Origin of the sequence: Pandoraea sp. CB10b_02 (assembly GCF_002216225.1) — a bacterium.
Lineage (GTDB): Bacteria > Pseudomonadota > Gammaproteobacteria > Burkholderiales > Burkholderiaceae > Pandoraea > Pandoraea nosoerga.
This window is the reverse complement of record NZ_NJGW02000015.1, coordinates 75,625-90,621: the sequence shown is the minus strand read 5'-3', so window position 1 is coordinate 90,621 and position 14,997 is coordinate 75,625. Positions and strand designations below refer to the sequence as shown.

The following is a 14,997-nucleotide window of genomic DNA, read 5'->3' as shown; positions in this document are numbered from 1 at the left end:
CTTATAGACTCAATGCATGGATTCGCACCAAGGAGGTGCCTGAGGTAAGCTCTTGCACCATCCAGACCCTATCGGACAGGTGACAGACGTGGCATCCGACGCCCCCATACAGCGCCCGCTGGCGATGAGCCTTCGCCAGATCGAGACGTTTCGCGCGATCATGATCACCGGCTCGATCACGGAAGCGGCGAAGATGCTGTTCATCACGCAGCCCTCGGCCAGCCGTATTCTGGCCGCGGCCGAGTCCCGCGTCGGATTTCCGCTGTTCGAGCGCTCGAAAGGGCGGCTCTTTCCCACGCCCGAGGCACGACGCATCTACAACGAGGTGGAGACGGCATACGCGGGCGTGCAGCGTGTGGACGACCTGGTGCGCGCGATCATCGAGGGCAGGAGCGGCAAGCTCAATATCGTTTGCAGCCCGAGCCTGGGGGCGGAGCTGGTGCCGCGCGCGATTGCGTTGTTCAATCGGCGGTATCCGGATTTGCAGATCCACTTCGAGCCGCTCACCCACAACAACCTGATCCCTCGCGTTTTGCTGGGCAAGGATTATCTGGGCGTGTCGATGTTCGGAGTGAATTCGAACCATCTGAAGACCGAAGCGCTGGTCGATGGCCCGATGATGTGCATCAGTCCGCCGGGGTGGCTCGCGCCGGGTGGGAGCGTAAGGGTAAGCGATCTACCACCGCACCCGTGGATCGACTATGGGCACGACACGCCGCTGGGGGCGATCGTCGGCGACATTTTCGGCAAGCACCGTCGGCCGTCGCCCATCGTGGAGGTGCGCTCGGCGATCAGCGCGAGAGTGCTGGTGAAAGAATGCGTGGGTGTGGCGATCGTCGATCCGTTCTGCATCGATGCATCGACATTCCAGCGAATCGACGTCCACGAAATTCGCCCGGCCAGAAAGCTTCGGGTGCATGCTGTGTACTCGCAGGCCGAGCCGCTGTCGCACGCCGGGCGCGCCTTCATCCGAACGCTGCAATCGGTCCTCGAAGACCACCTGAGTGCTATCGACGCGTTGCGACGGTGAGGCGACGACGGGAGTGCCGCCTGCCGCTCAGCGAAGCGCCATGGTCGCGCCCGCGTGCGGCCCTTGCCCACCGTCCATGTCCAGCACGGACGCCTTGAGGGTTTCGCGCAGCCAGCGCAGACCGGGATCCGCGCTTCGGTGCGAGTGCCACTGCATCGCCTGTTTCATCTTCGGGATCGTGACGGGCAGGTCGCAGATCGCAATCGGGAGGCTGCGCCTCGCAAGCTCGGCAAGTCGGCGGTGCATCGTGGCGACACGTTGCGTTCCGACCACCAGTTGCGCCGGCGCCGCAAAGCTGAAGGTAGTGACCTCGACCTTGCGCTGCACCCCGATGCGCTCTCCGAACCAATCGCCGAGCGTCGTATCGACGTGCCCGGGCGTGACGACGATATGTCCCGCCCCCAGATATTGGTCTCGCGTGATGGCAGTGCCGGCGAGCGCGGCTTTGTCCCACATCACGCAGCAGTAATCCTCCTCGAACAAAACATCGGTCGGATGCTCGCCCGTGCAGTAATCGATAGGGATGATCAGCATGTCGACGTCGGCTCGCTCGAGCGAGCGCGCAGCCTGCGCGACCTGCGGGCATAGTTCGATTCTTACGTTCGGTGCATGTGCGTAGACCCGCTTCAGAAAATGCGGGATCAGCGTCGACAACGTGAAATCGGAGACCAGCAAGCGGAATACGCGCGTGGACTCGGCCGCCACAAACGTCGGTGGCGTGGAAATGCTCGCCTCGACCCGCACAAGAATGTCGCGTACCGCGTCCGCCAGACCCTCCGCGCGCGGCGTGGGCTCCATCTTCCGGCCGACCTGAACGAGCAACTCGTCGTCGAAATACTCGCGTAGCCGCGCGAGCGCATTGCTCATCGCCGACTGACTCAGGTGCACCTTCTCCGCAGCGCGGCTGATGCTGCGCTCGCTGAGCAGCGCATCGAGGGCGACGAGCAAATTGAGGTCGAGCTTGTTGAAACGCATGGGGAATGCTCTTTTCGTCGGACACCGCGCTCGGTGGCGACGCGTCGGTCGCGTATTCGCCAACCTTCGGGTTTTCCCTTGATGTATTCGGCGAATCGATTTCGCGAATGGATCGAATCAATTTTTCACATGCAAGCAGGCATCTTAACCTGATCGGAACAAAAAAGAAGTCCCACCAATAACTCGATCCGCGAGATCGATCAGGAGACAAGATGACCCTCAAGATCAGGAGCCTGTTGTCGGGCTGCGCGCTCATTGCCGCTTGTGCGACACAGCAAGCGCATGCCTTCGAAAACTACGTGTCGCCTTACCCGGCGGGAGCGACGGCCAACGGCATTGCCTCGCTGCCTCCGATCCCCGGGCTCTTCATGCTGCAGCAATTCAGCTATACGTTTGCCAACGCCCTATATGGCAACGACGGCAACAAACTACCGATTCAATTCCGTTCGAGCGCCCCGGTCGCAACGACCCGCCTCATCGCCGCCTACCCGGTCAAGTTCCTGGGCGCCGATGTCTACTCGCAACTCGTCCTGCCGGTGGTCTCGCTGCACATGAACATCGCCGGGCAAAGCAGCACGCAAAACGGCCTAGCCAACATCACGGTCTCGCCGGTCATCCTGCAGTGGCGCCCGTCGTCGACCTTGACGCTTGCCACGGGCCTTGACCTCATGACGGCCTCGGGCTCCTACAGCCCCTCGAAAAACAGTGTTGCCGTGGGCTATTCGTCCCTGCAGCCGGTTTTTGCGATTCGCTACAACAACCCCGATGGATTCGACGTGGGGCTGTCCAACCGGCTCATGATCAACCAGACCAATCGCGACACGAACTATCACTCGGGGAGCGCCTACGTTGGCGAATTCACCGTCGGCTGGAACTTCGGGCCGTGGAAAGTCGGCGCCGTGGGCGCTTACCTGAACCAGTTCACCGACGACGCCCAGTCCGGCGTGACCGTCGGCGCCGGCAATCGCGCTCGCAGCTTCGCGATGGGCCCGTCGGTCTCCTATGACGGCCGCTGGTTCAACGTCGCCGTGAACTACCAGCAGGGCCTTTACGCGGCAAATACCGCCAAATCGAGCAGCGTGTGGCTGAACATCGCCATCCCGCTGCTCTGACGCAGCACGCATGCGCTGCGACTGACTTCTTTACGCTCACAAGGTTAGACAATGTTCCGCTATTTTCCGACCAACTACGTCTGGAATCTCTCCGTCAATCTGGCCATCGAGATGGGGGCACGCATGGGCGAGATCGAAACGATCTGCGCACCGCTGCAAGACGCCGCCAAACAACCCGATGCTGAGGGAACCCATGCATTTCGCCAGGCGTGGGTGGCCATGGCCGATCGGCTGCAAGCGCTTGCCGCCGAAGACGAGGCCCGCGGTCGCCAATTCTCGGCAGGCCAGAAATACAAGCGCGCGAGCGCTTACATGATCACCTGCGAGCGCATGCTCGCGCATGATTCGCCCGGGCGCGTCGAGCTCTATCAGCGCGCGCTGAAGTCTTTTGCCACGGGTATTGCGCTCACAGGAGAGAACTGTGAGCGCGTGGAGATCCCTTACGGTGAGGAGCATCTCTCGGCGTTGCTCGTGCGTGCGCCGGGCGTCGCGCGCGCGCCGGTGCTCGTGCAGGTCAATGGTCTGGACTCCATGAAAGAGATGAAGTACCTCGTCGGCTTGCCCGGGTGGCTGGCCGAGCGCGGCGTGTCGTCGCTCATCGTCGATCAGCCCGGCACCGGCGAGGCGCTTCGCCTGCATGGCATGCATGCACGCTTCGATGCTGAACACTGGGCAAGCCGCGTGGTCGACTGGCTCGAGACGCGCGAGGATATCGACGCGCAGCGTATCGGCATGGAGGGCGTCTCGCTCGGTGGTTATTACTGTCCGCGTGCGGTGGCGTTCGAGCCCCGCTTTGCGTGCGGCGTGGCGTGGGGAGCCAACCACGACTGGCGCGACGTGCAAAAGCAGCGCTTGAAGCGCGAGGGCGACTTCCCTGTGCCGCACTACTGGAATCACGTGTGCTGGGTGTGGGGAGCCAAGGACATCGACGATTTCATGCGCATCGCCGAGGACGTGCATCTCGATGGCGTGCTCGATCGAATTCGGGTGCCGTTTCTCGTAACGCACGGCGAGCGTGACTCGCAGATCCCGCTCTCGTGGGCGTATCGCACGTATGAGCAACTGGTCAACAGCCCCAAGCGCGAGCTGAAGATCTTCACCGATCGGGAGGGCGGGGTGCAGCATGCGAGCTTCGATAACTCGATCAACGCGGGCCATTACATCGCCGACTGGGTGGCCGAAACACTCGGCGGTCGCACCCGCCGCTAGCGCCCGCGCCGATGCCTCGCCTTCTTCCTCAAGCTGGAATGCATTCATGAATATCCTCGGACTCGAATACCTCGTGTTTGGCGTTGACGACATCGCCAGTGCTGCCCAATATCTGGTCGACTATGGCCTCGTCGCACAGCAACCCCCCGGCGAGGCCGGGCGGTTCACCGCGCTTGACGGCACTGCGATCGAAGTGTGGTCTGCCACTGACTCGCGCCTGCCTCCGGCACTGGGCACCACGAGTCAATTGCGCAAGACCGTTTATGGCGTGGCCGGCGCGCAAGATCTTGCGCAAATCGGCGAGGAGTTGAGGCGCGATCGCGAGGTGCGCGTACTCGCCGACGGCTCGTTGGAGACCGTGGACGATATGGGCTTCGCGCTGGGTTTTGTCGTTACCCGAAGGAAGACGCTGAACATGCCCGCCGAAGCGATCAACGCGCCGGGGGCGCCGGCGCAACGCCGACCCAACGTCGTGGCGGTGCGCGACGACATGTCGCTCACGCCGCGCACACTCTCGCATGTGGTCTATTTCGTACCGGACGCCGCACGAGCCGAAGCGTTCTATGTAGAGCGCCTGGGCTTTCGCTGCACGGATCGTTTCGAGGGCGTGGGCGGGTTCCTGCGCCCGGCAGGCACGCTCGATCACCACACGCTCTTCTTTATCCAGACGCCGCCGTTCATGAAGGGGTGCGAGCACTTCACGTTCCACATGGGCGGCCCGACCGAGTTGATGCATGCGGGCACGCGTCTCGTGGAAAAGGGCTATCAGTCGTTCTGGGGGCCGGGCCGGCACCGCTTCGGTTCGAACTGGTTCTGGTACTTCAATAGCCCTCTGGGGTGCCATGTCGAGTACGACGCCGACATGGACCAGCACGACGACCAGTGGTGCGCCCGTATTGCGCCGATGAGCGCCGACGCTTCGCAGTTGTTCCTGTTGCACCCGCGCGAGAAATGGGTGCCGGGCGGCTCGCCGGCAGGCGGTGCGCCGGCCGATGGGGAGAAAGCCTGATATGGCGGCCGGTCAATCATCGATTCGGGCCGGAGCTTGCCTGTGAGCTCACCGATCTTCCTGACGCATCTCGACGCCATACCGAACCCCGGTGCTCGCGGGTTCGATCCGCATGGCGCGGGGCACGACACGATGTTCGTAGTACGCAACGGGACCGAGGTGCGGGCGTGGCGCAACGCCTGTCCCCACTATGGCGATACGCCGATGGCCTGGCGAAAGGACGCCTACCTGAATCACGACGGCTCGCGCATTGTCTGCCACGCCCACGCCGCACAGTTCGATCCGGTGAGCGGCGCGTGCCTGGCGGGACCCTGTCTGGGCCAGTCGCTCACGCAACTTGCCCTGAAGGTCAACGCACGGGGTGAGGTGTTCCTCGTGGCTTGCGAGCGTGGCTTACCGTAACCGCGTTCAGGCGTCGCCAACACGGGCAAAAAACGTACAAAGAAGGAGACATCAAATGGATATGACAACCCAGCGCATGCTCGTGATCGGCGGCGGTTTCTCGGGTATGGCCACGGCCATCGAGGGCGCCAGGCGCGGCATGAAGGTCGATCTCGTGGAGATCGATCGCGATTGGCGCTCCTATGGCGCGGGGATCAGCATCAGTGGTCCCACGTTGCGAGCGCTGCGCACGCTTGGCGTGCTTGACGCCTTTCTCGAGCGGGGGGCGCTCGCCGACGGGCTGAAGCTGTTCGCGCCGCACGGCGCGCCGATCGCGCAGATCCCCACGCCGCGCCTGGCCGGTGACGAAGTGCCCGGCGGCGGTGCGATCATGCGCCCGGTGCTGGCCGACATTCTCGCCAGGGCCACGCTGGCGGCCGGCGTGAAGGTCAAACTTGGCATAACGTTTGCCAGCCTGTGCGCCAGCGGCGAGCAGGTCGATGTGACGTTCACTGACGGCACTGCCGGGAGCTACGAGCTCGTCGTGGGGGCCGACGGCCTTTACTCGAACGTGCGCAAGACCATTTTTGCCGACGCCGAACCCCCGCGCTATACCGGTCAGGGCGTGTGGCGCGCCGTCGTGCCGCGCCCGGAGGACGTGACAGGCACGGAAATGTGGCTCGGCGCGCGTGTGAAGGCGGGCATCAATCCGGTCTGCGCCGAACGGATGTACCTGTTCGTGACCGAAGACGCGCCGACTCGCAAATTCGTCGACCCGAAGCAGGCGCCGGACATGCTCAAGGCGCTGCTTGCCGAGTTCGCGGCGCCGCGGCTGCAAGCCGTGAGCCAGGCGCTCGACGAGCACGCGTCGGTGATCTACCGTCCCCTCGAGCGCCTGCTGCTGCGTCGCCCGTGGCATCGGGGCCGTATCGTGCTGGTCGGTGACGCCGTTCACGCCACCACACCGCACATGGCTTCGGGCGCCGGCATCGGCATCGAGGACGCGATCGTATTGGCCGAGGAGCTCGCGCGCGCCGCAACGATGATCGACGGTCTCGAGGCATTCGAGGCGCGTCGCTGGGAGCGTTGCCGGGTCGTTGTCGAGAACTCCGCTCGTCTGGGCGAGATCGAGATCACACGCGGCGACCGTGCGGAGCACGAGCGCATCATGCGCGAGACGCATCAGTATCTGGCGCAAGCCATCTGAGCCGGGAGCGCGTGATGAAACCCCACACGATGGCGCCTGCCGCCACGCCCGAGGCGGTATCGGGTACGCCCGCTCGCTTGCGCAGGTTCGGCGTGCTCTCGCTGATGATTGCGCACTGCGCCGGCATGATCGATCTCGCTGCATTGCCGCTGTGGATCTCGACGCTGGTAGGCCACTACGGCCTCGACCCGCAACGCGCGGGCGCGCTACCCACGTTGTTTCTCGCCGGCGTGGTGCTGAGCAGCATGGCTTGTTCCCCACTGCTCGCACGCTTGCCTGCGCGCGCGATCGTGCCGACCGGCTTCGCGATCGCCGCCGCGGCGTTCTTCGTCGCGCGCACGACGAGCCTCTACCCGGCCTTGGCGGCACTGCATGCCCTTGCCGGTCTGGCCGTGGGGGCGAGCCTGAGCCTTGCACACGGCATCATCGGCCGCAGCGAGCGTCCGCACCGCGTGTTTGCGCTGGCGGGAATGAGCCTGGGGCTGGTTTCGATCGCGTTTCTGGGCGTCTCGCCATCGCTCATCCAGGCGCACGGGGGCGGCACATTCTTCACGATCCTGTGTGCTGTCATGAGTGTGGCCGCGGTGGTCAGCGCGCTCGGTCTTCCCTTCACGGCGGCCTCGGCATCGTCCGCCGCCACCGCGGACGGCCACGGTGCGGCACGCGGCGCCGGGCCCAGGCTTGCCGCTCATGTCTGGTTCGGGATCGGTGGGGTGTGCGCGATGGCGCTCACCCAGGCGATGCTGATCAGTTTTGTCGTACACATCGGCACGGTGCGCGGCTTTGGCGAGACGGCGATTACCGCCGTGCTCGTTACGCTCGGGATGATCAATCTGGTGCCCGCGCCAGCCGCCGCGCTGCTCGAGCGGCGGCTCAATGCCCGGGCCGTGCTGTGCATCGGTCCTATCGTGCAGGCCGGGTTGGGCGTACTTATCACCGCAGACGCGGGGTTCGCCGCGTGGGCGGCGGCCAGCGCGATGCTCTCCGCGGTGATGATCTTTTGCCACACCTTTGCCTTTGGGATGCTCGCGCGGCTTGATCCCACCGGGCGAGCCGTGGCGGCTACGCCCGCCATGGTGATGACCGGTGCGGCCATCGGGCCGTTGCTCGGCGGCACGCTTGTCAAGTTCGTCTCGCTCGCGAGCCTCGGATACGCCGGCATGCTTTTCGGCGCTATCGCCCTGATGTGCTTCTCACGCATTCCCCATCGTTACGGCCAGCCGGAGGCCCCAAAGTGAAAGTCAAACACCGCTTCATCGACCTGTCGATCTATCTCGAAAACGACGTGCTGTCAGACCCGCCGCCGCTCGCGCCGAAAATCACGTACCAGAAGCATGCCGACACGCTGCCCGACTTCATGGCCATGCTCCCGGGGACGCGGGCCGAGGACTACCCCGACGGAGAAGCCGCCGCTGCGGAATGGGTAACCCTGACCACGCATAGCGGCACACACCTGGATGCGCCATGGCACTTCCACTCGACCATGGACGCGCGCCTGGGGCCGGCCAAGCCCTCGATCACGATCGATCAGGTGCCGCTCGAATGGTGTTTCCAAAGCGGTGTGAAGCTCGACTTTCGTCATTTTCCGGACGGGTACGTGGTCACGGCCGCCGATGTGGCTGCCGAGCTCGAGCGTATCGGGCACACGCTCGAGCCCCTGGACATCGTGCTGGTCAACACGCGCGCCGGGAGTCGCTACGGACACGCCGATTATGTGAACGCGGGGTGCGGCATGGGCCATGAGGCCACGCTGTACCTGCTCGAGCGAGGCGTTCGCCTGACGGGGACCGACGCGTGGAGCTGGGATGCGCCGTTCAGCTACACGGCACGGCGTGTCGCGCAGACCGGCGACAAATCGCTGATCTGGGAGGGACATAAGGCCGGACGCGAGATCGGATACTGCCATCTCGAAAAACTGCACAATCTCGAAGCGCTGCCTGCCTTCGGTTTTACCGTGAGCTGTTTCCCCCACAAGATCCGTGCCGCCTCGGCCGGCTGGACCCGCGCGGTGGCCATTCTGGACGAGGTGGAGCAATGAAATTCGCGACGCTGGCCAATGGCACCCGCGACGGGCAACTGCTGATCGTCTCGCGCGACCTCACGCGCGCCGTGCCGGCCGACGGTATTGCGTCGAGTCTGATCGAGGCAATCGAGCGCTGGGAGGAAGTCGAGGCCGCACTGCAACGGCGCTACGATGCGCTGAACGACACGGGCAGCACCATGCACAGCGCTCAGGCGAGGACGTTCGATGCGCGCGCCTGTGCCGCGCCGCTGCCGCGCAGCCCCCAATGGTGCGACGCATCGGCCTTCCTCAATCACGGACGTCTGATGGAGCGGGCATTCAACACGGCTCCGATCCCGGATTTCGACACGATCCCGGTCATGTACCAGGGCGCCAGCGACGATTTTCTGGGGCCTCACGTCGATGTGCCCCAGGCGAGCGAGGCCGACGGCATCGATTTCGAGGGGGAGTTCGGTGTCATTGTCGACCGGGTGCCGATGGGCGTGAGCGCGTCGGACGCGCTCGGGCACGTGCGGCTGCTCGTGCAACTCAATGACTGGAGCTTGCGGGCACTGGGCCCGCGCGAAATGCGCACCGGCTTTGGATTCCTGCAAGCCAAGCCGTCCACGAGCTTTGCCCCGATCGCGCTCACCCCCGACGAACTGGGGGCCGACTGGCGCGACGGTCGGGTGCACCTTCGTTTGCACGTGCAGCGCAACGACGAGTGGATCGGGCATCCCAGCGGCAGCGAGATGAATTTCGATTTCGGCAGGCTTATCGCGCACGCGGCGCGCACGCGCCAACTGAGCCCGGGTACGATCATCGGTTCCGGCACGGTCTCGAATGCGGCGCGTGAGGCCGGCTCGGCATGCCTGGCCGAGCGCCGCGGCATCGAGATCCTGGCGCATGGTGAAGCGCGTACCCGCTATCTGGCGTTTGGCGAGCGCGTGAGAATGGTCGCGCTGGATGCCGCCGGCGGCGCCCCGTTCGGAGAAATCGAACAGCGGATCGTGCCGGGCTGTTGAATCGGCGGTGACGCGCCTGTGCGGCAAACGCCCATGCGCGGCGCCATCGCCCGCAATGCCGAAGACGCTTGAAAAATCCGGCGCGGCCTGTGCCCGGCGGCCTCATGCGCTGTTCGTGCTAAGATCATTGACTGATCAAACATTGATCCGTCCAAAAAATGGCCCCCACTCCGACCACCCCGCATTCGGCGGGGCAGGTATTGCCTTTCCGGCAGTCGCTCGTGGCGATGCTCGGCCTTTGTTTCTGCACGATGATGGTCGCGCTCGACCAGACAGTCGTCGGTACCGCGCTGCCAACCATCGTCGCTGAACTCAAAGGGTTCGAGTACTACGCCTGGGTCGCGACGTCCTATCTCCTCACGTCGGTCATTACCGTGCCGATCTTCGGCCGGCTGGGCGACTTCTACGGCCGCAAGCTCTTCGTCATGACGGCCATCGTCGTTTTCACCGCCGCTTCCGTGCTGTGCGGCGCGGCGAGCAGCATGCCGTTCCTTGTCGTCGCTCGCGCGTTGCAAGGCATCGGCGGCGGCATGCTCGTCGGCACTGCGTTCGCCTGCGTCCCGGAACTGTTCCCCGACGCCCACGTTCGCCTGCGCTGGCAAGTCATGCTCAGCTCGGCCTTCGGCATCGCCAACGCCATCGGCCCCTCGCTCGGCGGCTTCCTCACCGAAGGCTTCGGCTGGCGCTCCGTGTTCTACGTCAACCTGCCCGTCGGCCTCGCCGGGCTGTGGTTCGTCGGCCGCCACCTGCCCCATATGCGCGCCGAGGAGCATGCCAAGGCGAGCATCGACTGGCTCGGCGCATTGCTCATCACCGCCGCGCTCGGCAGCCTGCAGATGCTCGTCGAATGGTTGCCTGCCGACGGCCTCTCGCGCGGCGTGCTCGCCCTCATCGTCGTGCTGGTGATTTCGTCCTACCTGCTCTATCGCTGGGAACAGCGCACGTCGCACCCGATTCTGCCGTTCGAGATGTTCCGGGACAAAAGCCTCGCGCCGCTCTTCGTGCTGTCGGTCTTCGCGGGCTTCTCGATGTTCGGCATCCTGTTCTACGCGCCGCTGCTGCTGCAGGGCGGCTTCGGACTCTCGCCGCGCGAGACCGGCCTGCTGGTCACGCCGATGGTCGTGTGCATTACCGTGGGCAGCATCGTGAACGGCCGGCTCATCACACGGCTGCCCAATCCGAACGTGATGCTCTACGGCGGCTTCGTGCTGCTCGCGCTCGCTTGCGCCGGCGTCATTACCACGCATCGCGGCACGTCGCACGGCTTGATCGCCGCCTATATGCTGCTCGCCGGTCTCGGACTCGGTTTCGTCATGCCGAACCTGACGGTGTTCGCGCAGGAAGTCGCCGGACGCGCCCATCTCGGCATCGCCACCGCCGTCATGCAATCGTTGCGCATGATCGGCGGGATGCTCGGCACGGCGATCGTGGGGACGCTCGTCAACCACAGCTACACGTCCCGTGTGAAGGATTCGCTCGCCGCCGGCGGCGGCGCACAGTGGACGGCACGGCTCTCGGACCCGCAGATTCTCGTCAACGCCGACGCGCGGAACGATTTCCTGATGACGCTCGCGCACATGAACCAGAACGGCGCGCTGTTCATCGAGTCGGCCCGCAACGCGCTGGTTGCGTCGATTCACAACGGCCAGATGGTGTCGCTCGCGGCAGCGCTGGCCGGCCTCTGGTTCGTGCGGCGCGTGCCGCTCATCCGGCTCACGCGCGGCGCGAAGCCGCAGCCGCCCGCAGGGGAGTGACGCCATGGCCACACCCATGAAGCGGAATGTCATCCAGCAACTCAGCCTGACCTATCGCGCGATGATGCTTGCCTTCGACGCCCAGGTCGGCCATCCGCTGCCGCGCTGGCGCATCATCCTGGCGTTGGCCGAGCGCGGCACCTGCTCGCAGAAATTCCTCGCGGAACACTGCCGTCTCGATCCGGCCTCGCTCACCCGTCAGTTGCAGTCGATGGAGGCGCTCGGGTGGCTCTCGCGGGCGACGGACCCGGACGACAACCGTCTTACCAATGTGACGCTGACGGCCGCCGGGATGGCCGTGCACGACGAGGCGACGCCGCGCCGGCAGGCGTTCTTCGACGACGCGCTCGCCGGCATGACCCCCGAGGAAATCGCGACGCTGGAGAGCGCGCTCACGCATCTGGAAGCGCAGTTCAAGGCGGTGGTCGCACGCGCTAAGGCGGGCTCGGCGGGCGATGCGGCGGTGAGGTCGGGCGCGCGAGCGAAGCGGCCGGCAGAGCCGCACGCGCCTGCTGCCCGCAGAAGGTAAAAACGTCGCCCTCAGTGCGAACCGAGCGCCGAGCCCCGGGCGTCGGCATGAAGTCGACCTCAGCGGCCTTCATGACGAAGTGCGACGAGGCACGCGTTCAAGCCCCGCGGTTCAGGCGTATTGCGCGAGCCCGTGTCCCAGCGACCAGTTTTCTTTCACGACCTCGACGAGGCTCACGAACACGTCCTCCGGGCGGATGCCGGGATTTTCACCAAGCAATTCCGCGATCCGCCGGAACAGCGCCTTCTTTTGCTCGACCGTGCGAGTGTTGTTCGCGGTGATCTGAATGAACACCAGATCGTCGCTTCGAGCGACACCGAGGTATGACGCGCCGTAGCGAAAGTTCGCAGCCGCATGTTCGGTCAAGGCCATGAACTGGTCGTCTTCGGGAACGTTGAATGTTTCGCGCATCGCGCGATAAACGCCGTCGAAGATCGCCTGCCTGTAAGCCTCCGACTTTCCGGCGCGCAACGAGATATGAGCGAGTGGCATCGTGAGTTCCCTTCCTGATTGTCCCGCTTCATACTAGCTATTCTGATAACGTATGTATTTTTATTTCAGTGATAACGATTTGAAATGGCTGAGCGCGCCCTCGATCTGGAAGCCGTCAGAGCCTTCATCCGCATTGCGGAACTGGGAAGTTTCACGCGCGCTGCCGAAGCGTTGCGGACCACACAGGCGGCGGTCAGCCTGAAGCTGAAGCGGCTCGAAGAAAGGCTGGGTTTCAGGCTTGTCGAACGAACGCCCCGATACGTGGAGCTATCGGCCCACGGCACGACCTTTCTCGAGCATGCGCGCAAGCTCATAGAGGCACATGACCGGGCGATCTCGGTGGTTGCGGTAGCCCGGCAGCGCCTCACCATCGGCATCAGCGACCATGTGGCAGGCCCGGAACTGCCTGCGCTGATCGGACGCATGAACGCACAGGACCCTCAACTGCTGATCGAAATCCGGATCGGGTCGTCAGGGGAACTGCTTCAGAGTTTCGAGCGCAGGGAACTCGATACGGTGATCGTTCGCTTCCACGCGGGGCGAAGCGATGGCGAAATCCTCGCCGAAGAAAAGTTCGGCTGGTTCGCAACGCCCGGCTGGCAGCATCGCGCGGGAGAGCCTCTGCCGCTGGCTACGATGGCCGAACCCTGTGGCGTGCGGGCCATGGCCGGGCAACTTCTCGACGAGGCCGGCATACCGTGGACGGAAGTGTTCGTTGGCGGCGGCGTGATGGCGGTCGCCGCCGCCGTCATGGCCGGGCTCGGCGTTGCGGCGCTTTCCGCGCGCATGGTGCCGTTTGGGGCGGTCGACGTAGGCTCCAGACTGGCATTGCCGGAGCTGCCGCGGCTGCCCATTGTGCTTCACACAAGGGTCAGGGACGGCCGAGCGCGCGATGCGCTGAGCGCGCTTTGCGCGGCCTTTCGAAGCGTGGTGCGAAACTGATCGCCCTTACGTTGCCACGGGGGCGCGGCAAGGGCCGGCGCGCCGCGCGCTATCAGAAGAACGTCTGCACGATGTCAACGACGTTGTAATCGCCGTCGACTACCGGGAGGTGGCGCCATTTGTCGAACGTCAGGCACGGATGCGAGATGTCGAACGCGATCATGTCGCCCACGCGGATGTCGTCTCCCGGCGCGATGCGCAGATACGCGTGCTGGTCCATCATGCCGGTGACTTCCCAATGCCCCGGCGTGGCCTTCGGCGCCTTGCTCTGCCCCGGCCGGAAGTGCTGCGCCGGTTCCGGCATGCCCGCATCGAACGCCGCGTCCCGTTTGCCTAGCGCAATGATCGCGCGCTCGGGCTCGGGCACCGACTGCACGTAGGCCCACAGTTGCAGCGCCGGCTGCAATTGCGAGCGCATCTGCCTGGCGATGGGGTTGCGCGTGGCGATCTGCGCCTGCGCCGCCTTGTAAATGCCCACGTCGTGCGTGAGGTAACAGCCCGGGCGCAGCACCACGTCGAGCGGCGCGCCCACGTCCTTGTGCGAAAACTCTTCGGCGACCACGTCGTACCAGGCCGAGCCCGCGCCCGAGAGCACCGCGGGCGTGCGCTCGATGCGCCTTGCCGCGACCAGATCGCGCGTGATGCCGACGGCGCGCTGCAGGAACGCGCGAATGTCCGCCTCGGTGCTCAGCACGCCCTCGTAGACTTCCACGCCGGCCAGTTTCACCGCGTCGTGATATTGCGCGAGGGCGTCGAGCACGGCCTGCTGCTGGGCTGCGTCACGCACGCCGGTGCGCCCGCCCGCCACGCCCAGCTCGACGAGCACCTGAATCGACTGGCCGCGCGCGCGGAAAAACTGGCCGAGATGCTCGACCGCCGCAGCGGAATCCACCAGACAGAAGAATTCGAAGTCGGGATCCTTCAGCAAGTCGGCGATGAGCGCCATGTTGCGCTTGCCCACCAGTTGGTTCGCCATGAGCACACGGCGCACGCCGTGGTGATACGCCGCGCCCGTCTGCTGCGCGGTCGCGAGCGTGATGCCCCAGGCGCCGCCCTCGAGCTGGCGGCGGAAAAGCTTGGGCGCCATCGTCGTCTTGCCGTGCGGCGCGAGCTTGACCCCGTACTCGTGCACGAAGCGCTGCATCCACGCGAGGTTGTGGCGGATCTTCTCCTCATAGAGCACCGCCGTGGGCAGGCTCAGATCCTCCGCGAGCAGATTCCAGCCCAGACCCTTCGTGGACGAGGGCGCCAGCGGGGCCTGCAGCGCGCCGAGACCCTTGTTGAGGGTATCGATCATGCCATGTTGATAGTTTGTATCATTCATCGAGAA

Annotated in this window: 15 protein-coding genes; 12 read left to right on the top strand and 3 right to left on the bottom strand. The window is 64.9% G+C overall.

The features are described 5' to 3' along the window. Positions 1-88: 88 nt before the first annotated feature. Entirely contained in the window at positions 89-1,030 is a 942-nt protein-coding gene (locus tag CDN36_RS16175; RefSeq protein WP_287497262.1) for a LysR family transcriptional regulator, read from the top strand. A gap of 27 nt (positions 1,031-1,057) precedes the next feature. On the opposite strand, the gene CDN36_RS16170 is transcribed toward CDN36_RS16175, so the two are convergent. After that, positions 1,058-2,005 (bottom strand): LysR family transcriptional regulator, encoded by a 948-nt coding sequence (locus tag CDN36_RS16170; protein ID WP_287497261.1) that lies wholly within the window; start codon positions 2,003-2,005, stop codon positions 1,058-1,060. 212 nt (positions 2,006-2,217) lie between these two features. Between CDN36_RS16170 and CDN36_RS16165 the strand changes: the two genes are divergently transcribed. The 10 genes from CDN36_RS16165 to CDN36_RS16120 all read left to right on the top strand — a co-directional run bounded on the left by CDN36_RS16165 (position 2,218) and on the right by CDN36_RS16120 (position 12,233). After that, positions 2,218-3,117, top strand: coding sequence for a SphA family protein (locus tag CDN36_RS16165; RefSeq protein ID WP_150553669.1), 900 nt, complete (start codon positions 2,218-2,220; stop codon positions 3,115-3,117). A 51-nt stretch (positions 3,118-3,168) separates the two neighbouring features. Next, positions 3,169-4,326: an alpha/beta hydrolase family protein gene (locus CDN36_RS16160; protein WP_150553668.1), complete on the top strand. Its 1,158-nt coding sequence runs from the start codon at positions 3,169-3,171 to the stop codon at positions 4,324-4,326. A 46-nt stretch (positions 4,327-4,372) separates the two neighbouring features. After that, positions 4,373-5,335, top strand: coding sequence for a VOC family protein (locus tag CDN36_RS16155; protein ID WP_287497260.1), 963 nt, complete (start codon positions 4,373-4,375; stop codon positions 5,333-5,335). A gap of 42 nt (positions 5,336-5,377) precedes the next feature. Beyond that, positions 5,378-5,737: a Rieske (2Fe-2S) protein gene (locus tag CDN36_RS16150; RefSeq protein ID WP_370749541.1), complete on the top strand. Its 360-nt coding sequence runs from the start codon at positions 5,378-5,380 to the stop codon at positions 5,735-5,737. A gap of 55 nt (positions 5,738-5,792) precedes the next feature. Next, positions 5,793-6,923: an FAD-dependent oxidoreductase gene (locus tag CDN36_RS16145; RefSeq protein WP_150553666.1), complete on the top strand. Its 1,131-nt coding sequence runs from the start codon at positions 5,793-5,795 to the stop codon at positions 6,921-6,923. 14 nt (positions 6,924-6,937) lie between these two features. Next, the gene (locus tag CDN36_RS16140) at positions 6,938-8,161 is read left to right on the top strand and encodes an MFS transporter (RefSeq protein WP_287497259.1); all 1,224 of its coding nucleotides are present in this window, start codon (positions 6,938-6,940) and stop codon (positions 8,159-8,161) included. After that, positions 8,158-8,961, top strand: coding sequence for a cyclase family protein (locus CDN36_RS16135; protein WP_150553664.1), 804 nt, complete (start codon positions 8,158-8,160; stop codon positions 8,959-8,961). Before CDN36_RS16140 ends, CDN36_RS16135 begins: the two co-directional genes overlap by 4 nt. Then, positions 8,958-9,950: a fumarylacetoacetate hydrolase family protein gene (locus tag CDN36_RS16130; RefSeq protein ID WP_287497258.1), complete on the top strand. Its 993-nt coding sequence runs from the start codon at positions 8,958-8,960 to the stop codon at positions 9,948-9,950. Before CDN36_RS16135 ends, CDN36_RS16130 begins: the two co-directional genes overlap by 4 nt. 158 nt (positions 9,951-10,108) lie before the next feature. Continuing rightward, positions 10,109-11,704: an MDR family MFS transporter gene (locus CDN36_RS16125; RefSeq protein ID WP_150553662.1), complete on the top strand. Its 1,596-nt coding sequence runs from the start codon at positions 10,109-10,111 to the stop codon at positions 11,702-11,704. Positions 11,705-11,708: 4 nt separating this feature from the next. Continuing rightward, positions 11,709-12,233 carry a MarR family winged helix-turn-helix transcriptional regulator gene (locus tag CDN36_RS16120; protein WP_287497257.1) on the top strand — a complete coding sequence of 175 codons (525 nt, stop codon included), beginning with the start codon at positions 11,709-11,711 and terminating at the stop codon, positions 12,231-12,233. A gap of 111 nt (positions 12,234-12,344) precedes the next feature. Here the strand turns inward: CDN36_RS16120 and CDN36_RS16115 are convergent, their stop codons facing one another. Then, on the bottom strand, positions 12,345-12,725 hold the full coding sequence (locus tag CDN36_RS16115) for a tautomerase family protein (protein WP_150553660.1): 381 nt from the start codon (positions 12,723-12,725) through the stop codon (positions 12,345-12,347). A gap of 84 nt (positions 12,726-12,809) precedes the next feature. Between CDN36_RS16115 and CDN36_RS16110 the strand changes: the two genes are divergently transcribed. Then, positions 12,810-13,667, top strand: a complete 858-nt coding sequence (locus tag CDN36_RS16110; RefSeq protein WP_287497256.1) for a LysR family transcriptional regulator — start codon at positions 12,810-12,812, stop codon at positions 13,665-13,667. 52 nt (positions 13,668-13,719) lie between these two features. On the opposite strand, the gene CDN36_RS16105 is transcribed toward CDN36_RS16110, so the two are convergent. Further along, entirely contained in the window at positions 13,720-14,991 is a 1,272-nt protein-coding gene (locus tag CDN36_RS16105; protein WP_150553658.1) for an amino acid deaminase, read from the bottom strand. Positions 14,992-14,997 lie beyond the last annotated feature (6 nt).

What these genes read in the sequence shown, in the direction of transcription:
- CDN36_RS16170 (WP_287497261.1), bottom strand. Translation starts at nt 2,005, where the DNA reads ATGCGTTTCAACAAGCTCGACCTCAATTTGCTCGTCGCCCTCGATGCG.
- CDN36_RS16165 (WP_150553669.1), top strand. Translation starts at nt 2,218, where the DNA reads ATGACCCTCAAGATCAGGAGCCTGTTGTCGGGCTGCGCGCTCATTGCC.
- CDN36_RS16160 (WP_150553668.1), top strand. Translation starts at nt 3,169, where the DNA reads ATGTTCCGCTATTTTCCGACCAACTACGTCTGGAATCTCTCCGTCAAT.
- CDN36_RS16155 (WP_287497260.1), top strand. Translation starts at nt 4,373, where the DNA reads ATGAATATCCTCGGACTCGAATACCTCGTGTTTGGCGTTGACGACATC.
- CDN36_RS16145 (WP_150553666.1), top strand. Translation starts at nt 5,793, where the DNA reads ATGGATATGACAACCCAGCGCATGCTCGTGATCGGCGGCGGTTTCTCG.
- CDN36_RS16140 (WP_287497259.1), top strand. Translation starts at nt 6,938, where the DNA reads ATGAAACCCCACACGATGGCGCCTGCCGCCACGCCCGAGGCGGTATCG.
- CDN36_RS16130 (WP_287497258.1), top strand. Translation starts at nt 8,958, where the DNA reads ATGAAATTCGCGACGCTGGCCAATGGCACCCGCGACGGGCAACTGCTG.
- CDN36_RS16125 (WP_150553662.1), top strand. Translation starts at nt 10,109, where the DNA reads ATGGCCCCCACTCCGACCACCCCGCATTCGGCGGGGCAGGTATTGCCT.
- CDN36_RS16120 (WP_287497257.1), top strand. Translation starts at nt 11,709, where the DNA reads ATGGCCACACCCATGAAGCGGAATGTCATCCAGCAACTCAGCCTGACC.
- CDN36_RS16115 (WP_150553660.1), bottom strand. Translation starts at nt 12,725, where the DNA reads ATGCCACTCGCTCATATCTCGTTGCGCGCCGGAAAGTCGGAGGCTTAC.
- CDN36_RS16110 (WP_287497256.1), top strand. Translation starts at nt 12,810, where the DNA reads ATGGCTGAGCGCGCCCTCGATCTGGAAGCCGTCAGAGCCTTCATCCGC.
- CDN36_RS16105 (WP_150553658.1), bottom strand. Translation starts at nt 14,991, where the DNA reads ATGAATGATACAAACTATCAACATGGCATGATCGATACCCTCAACAAG.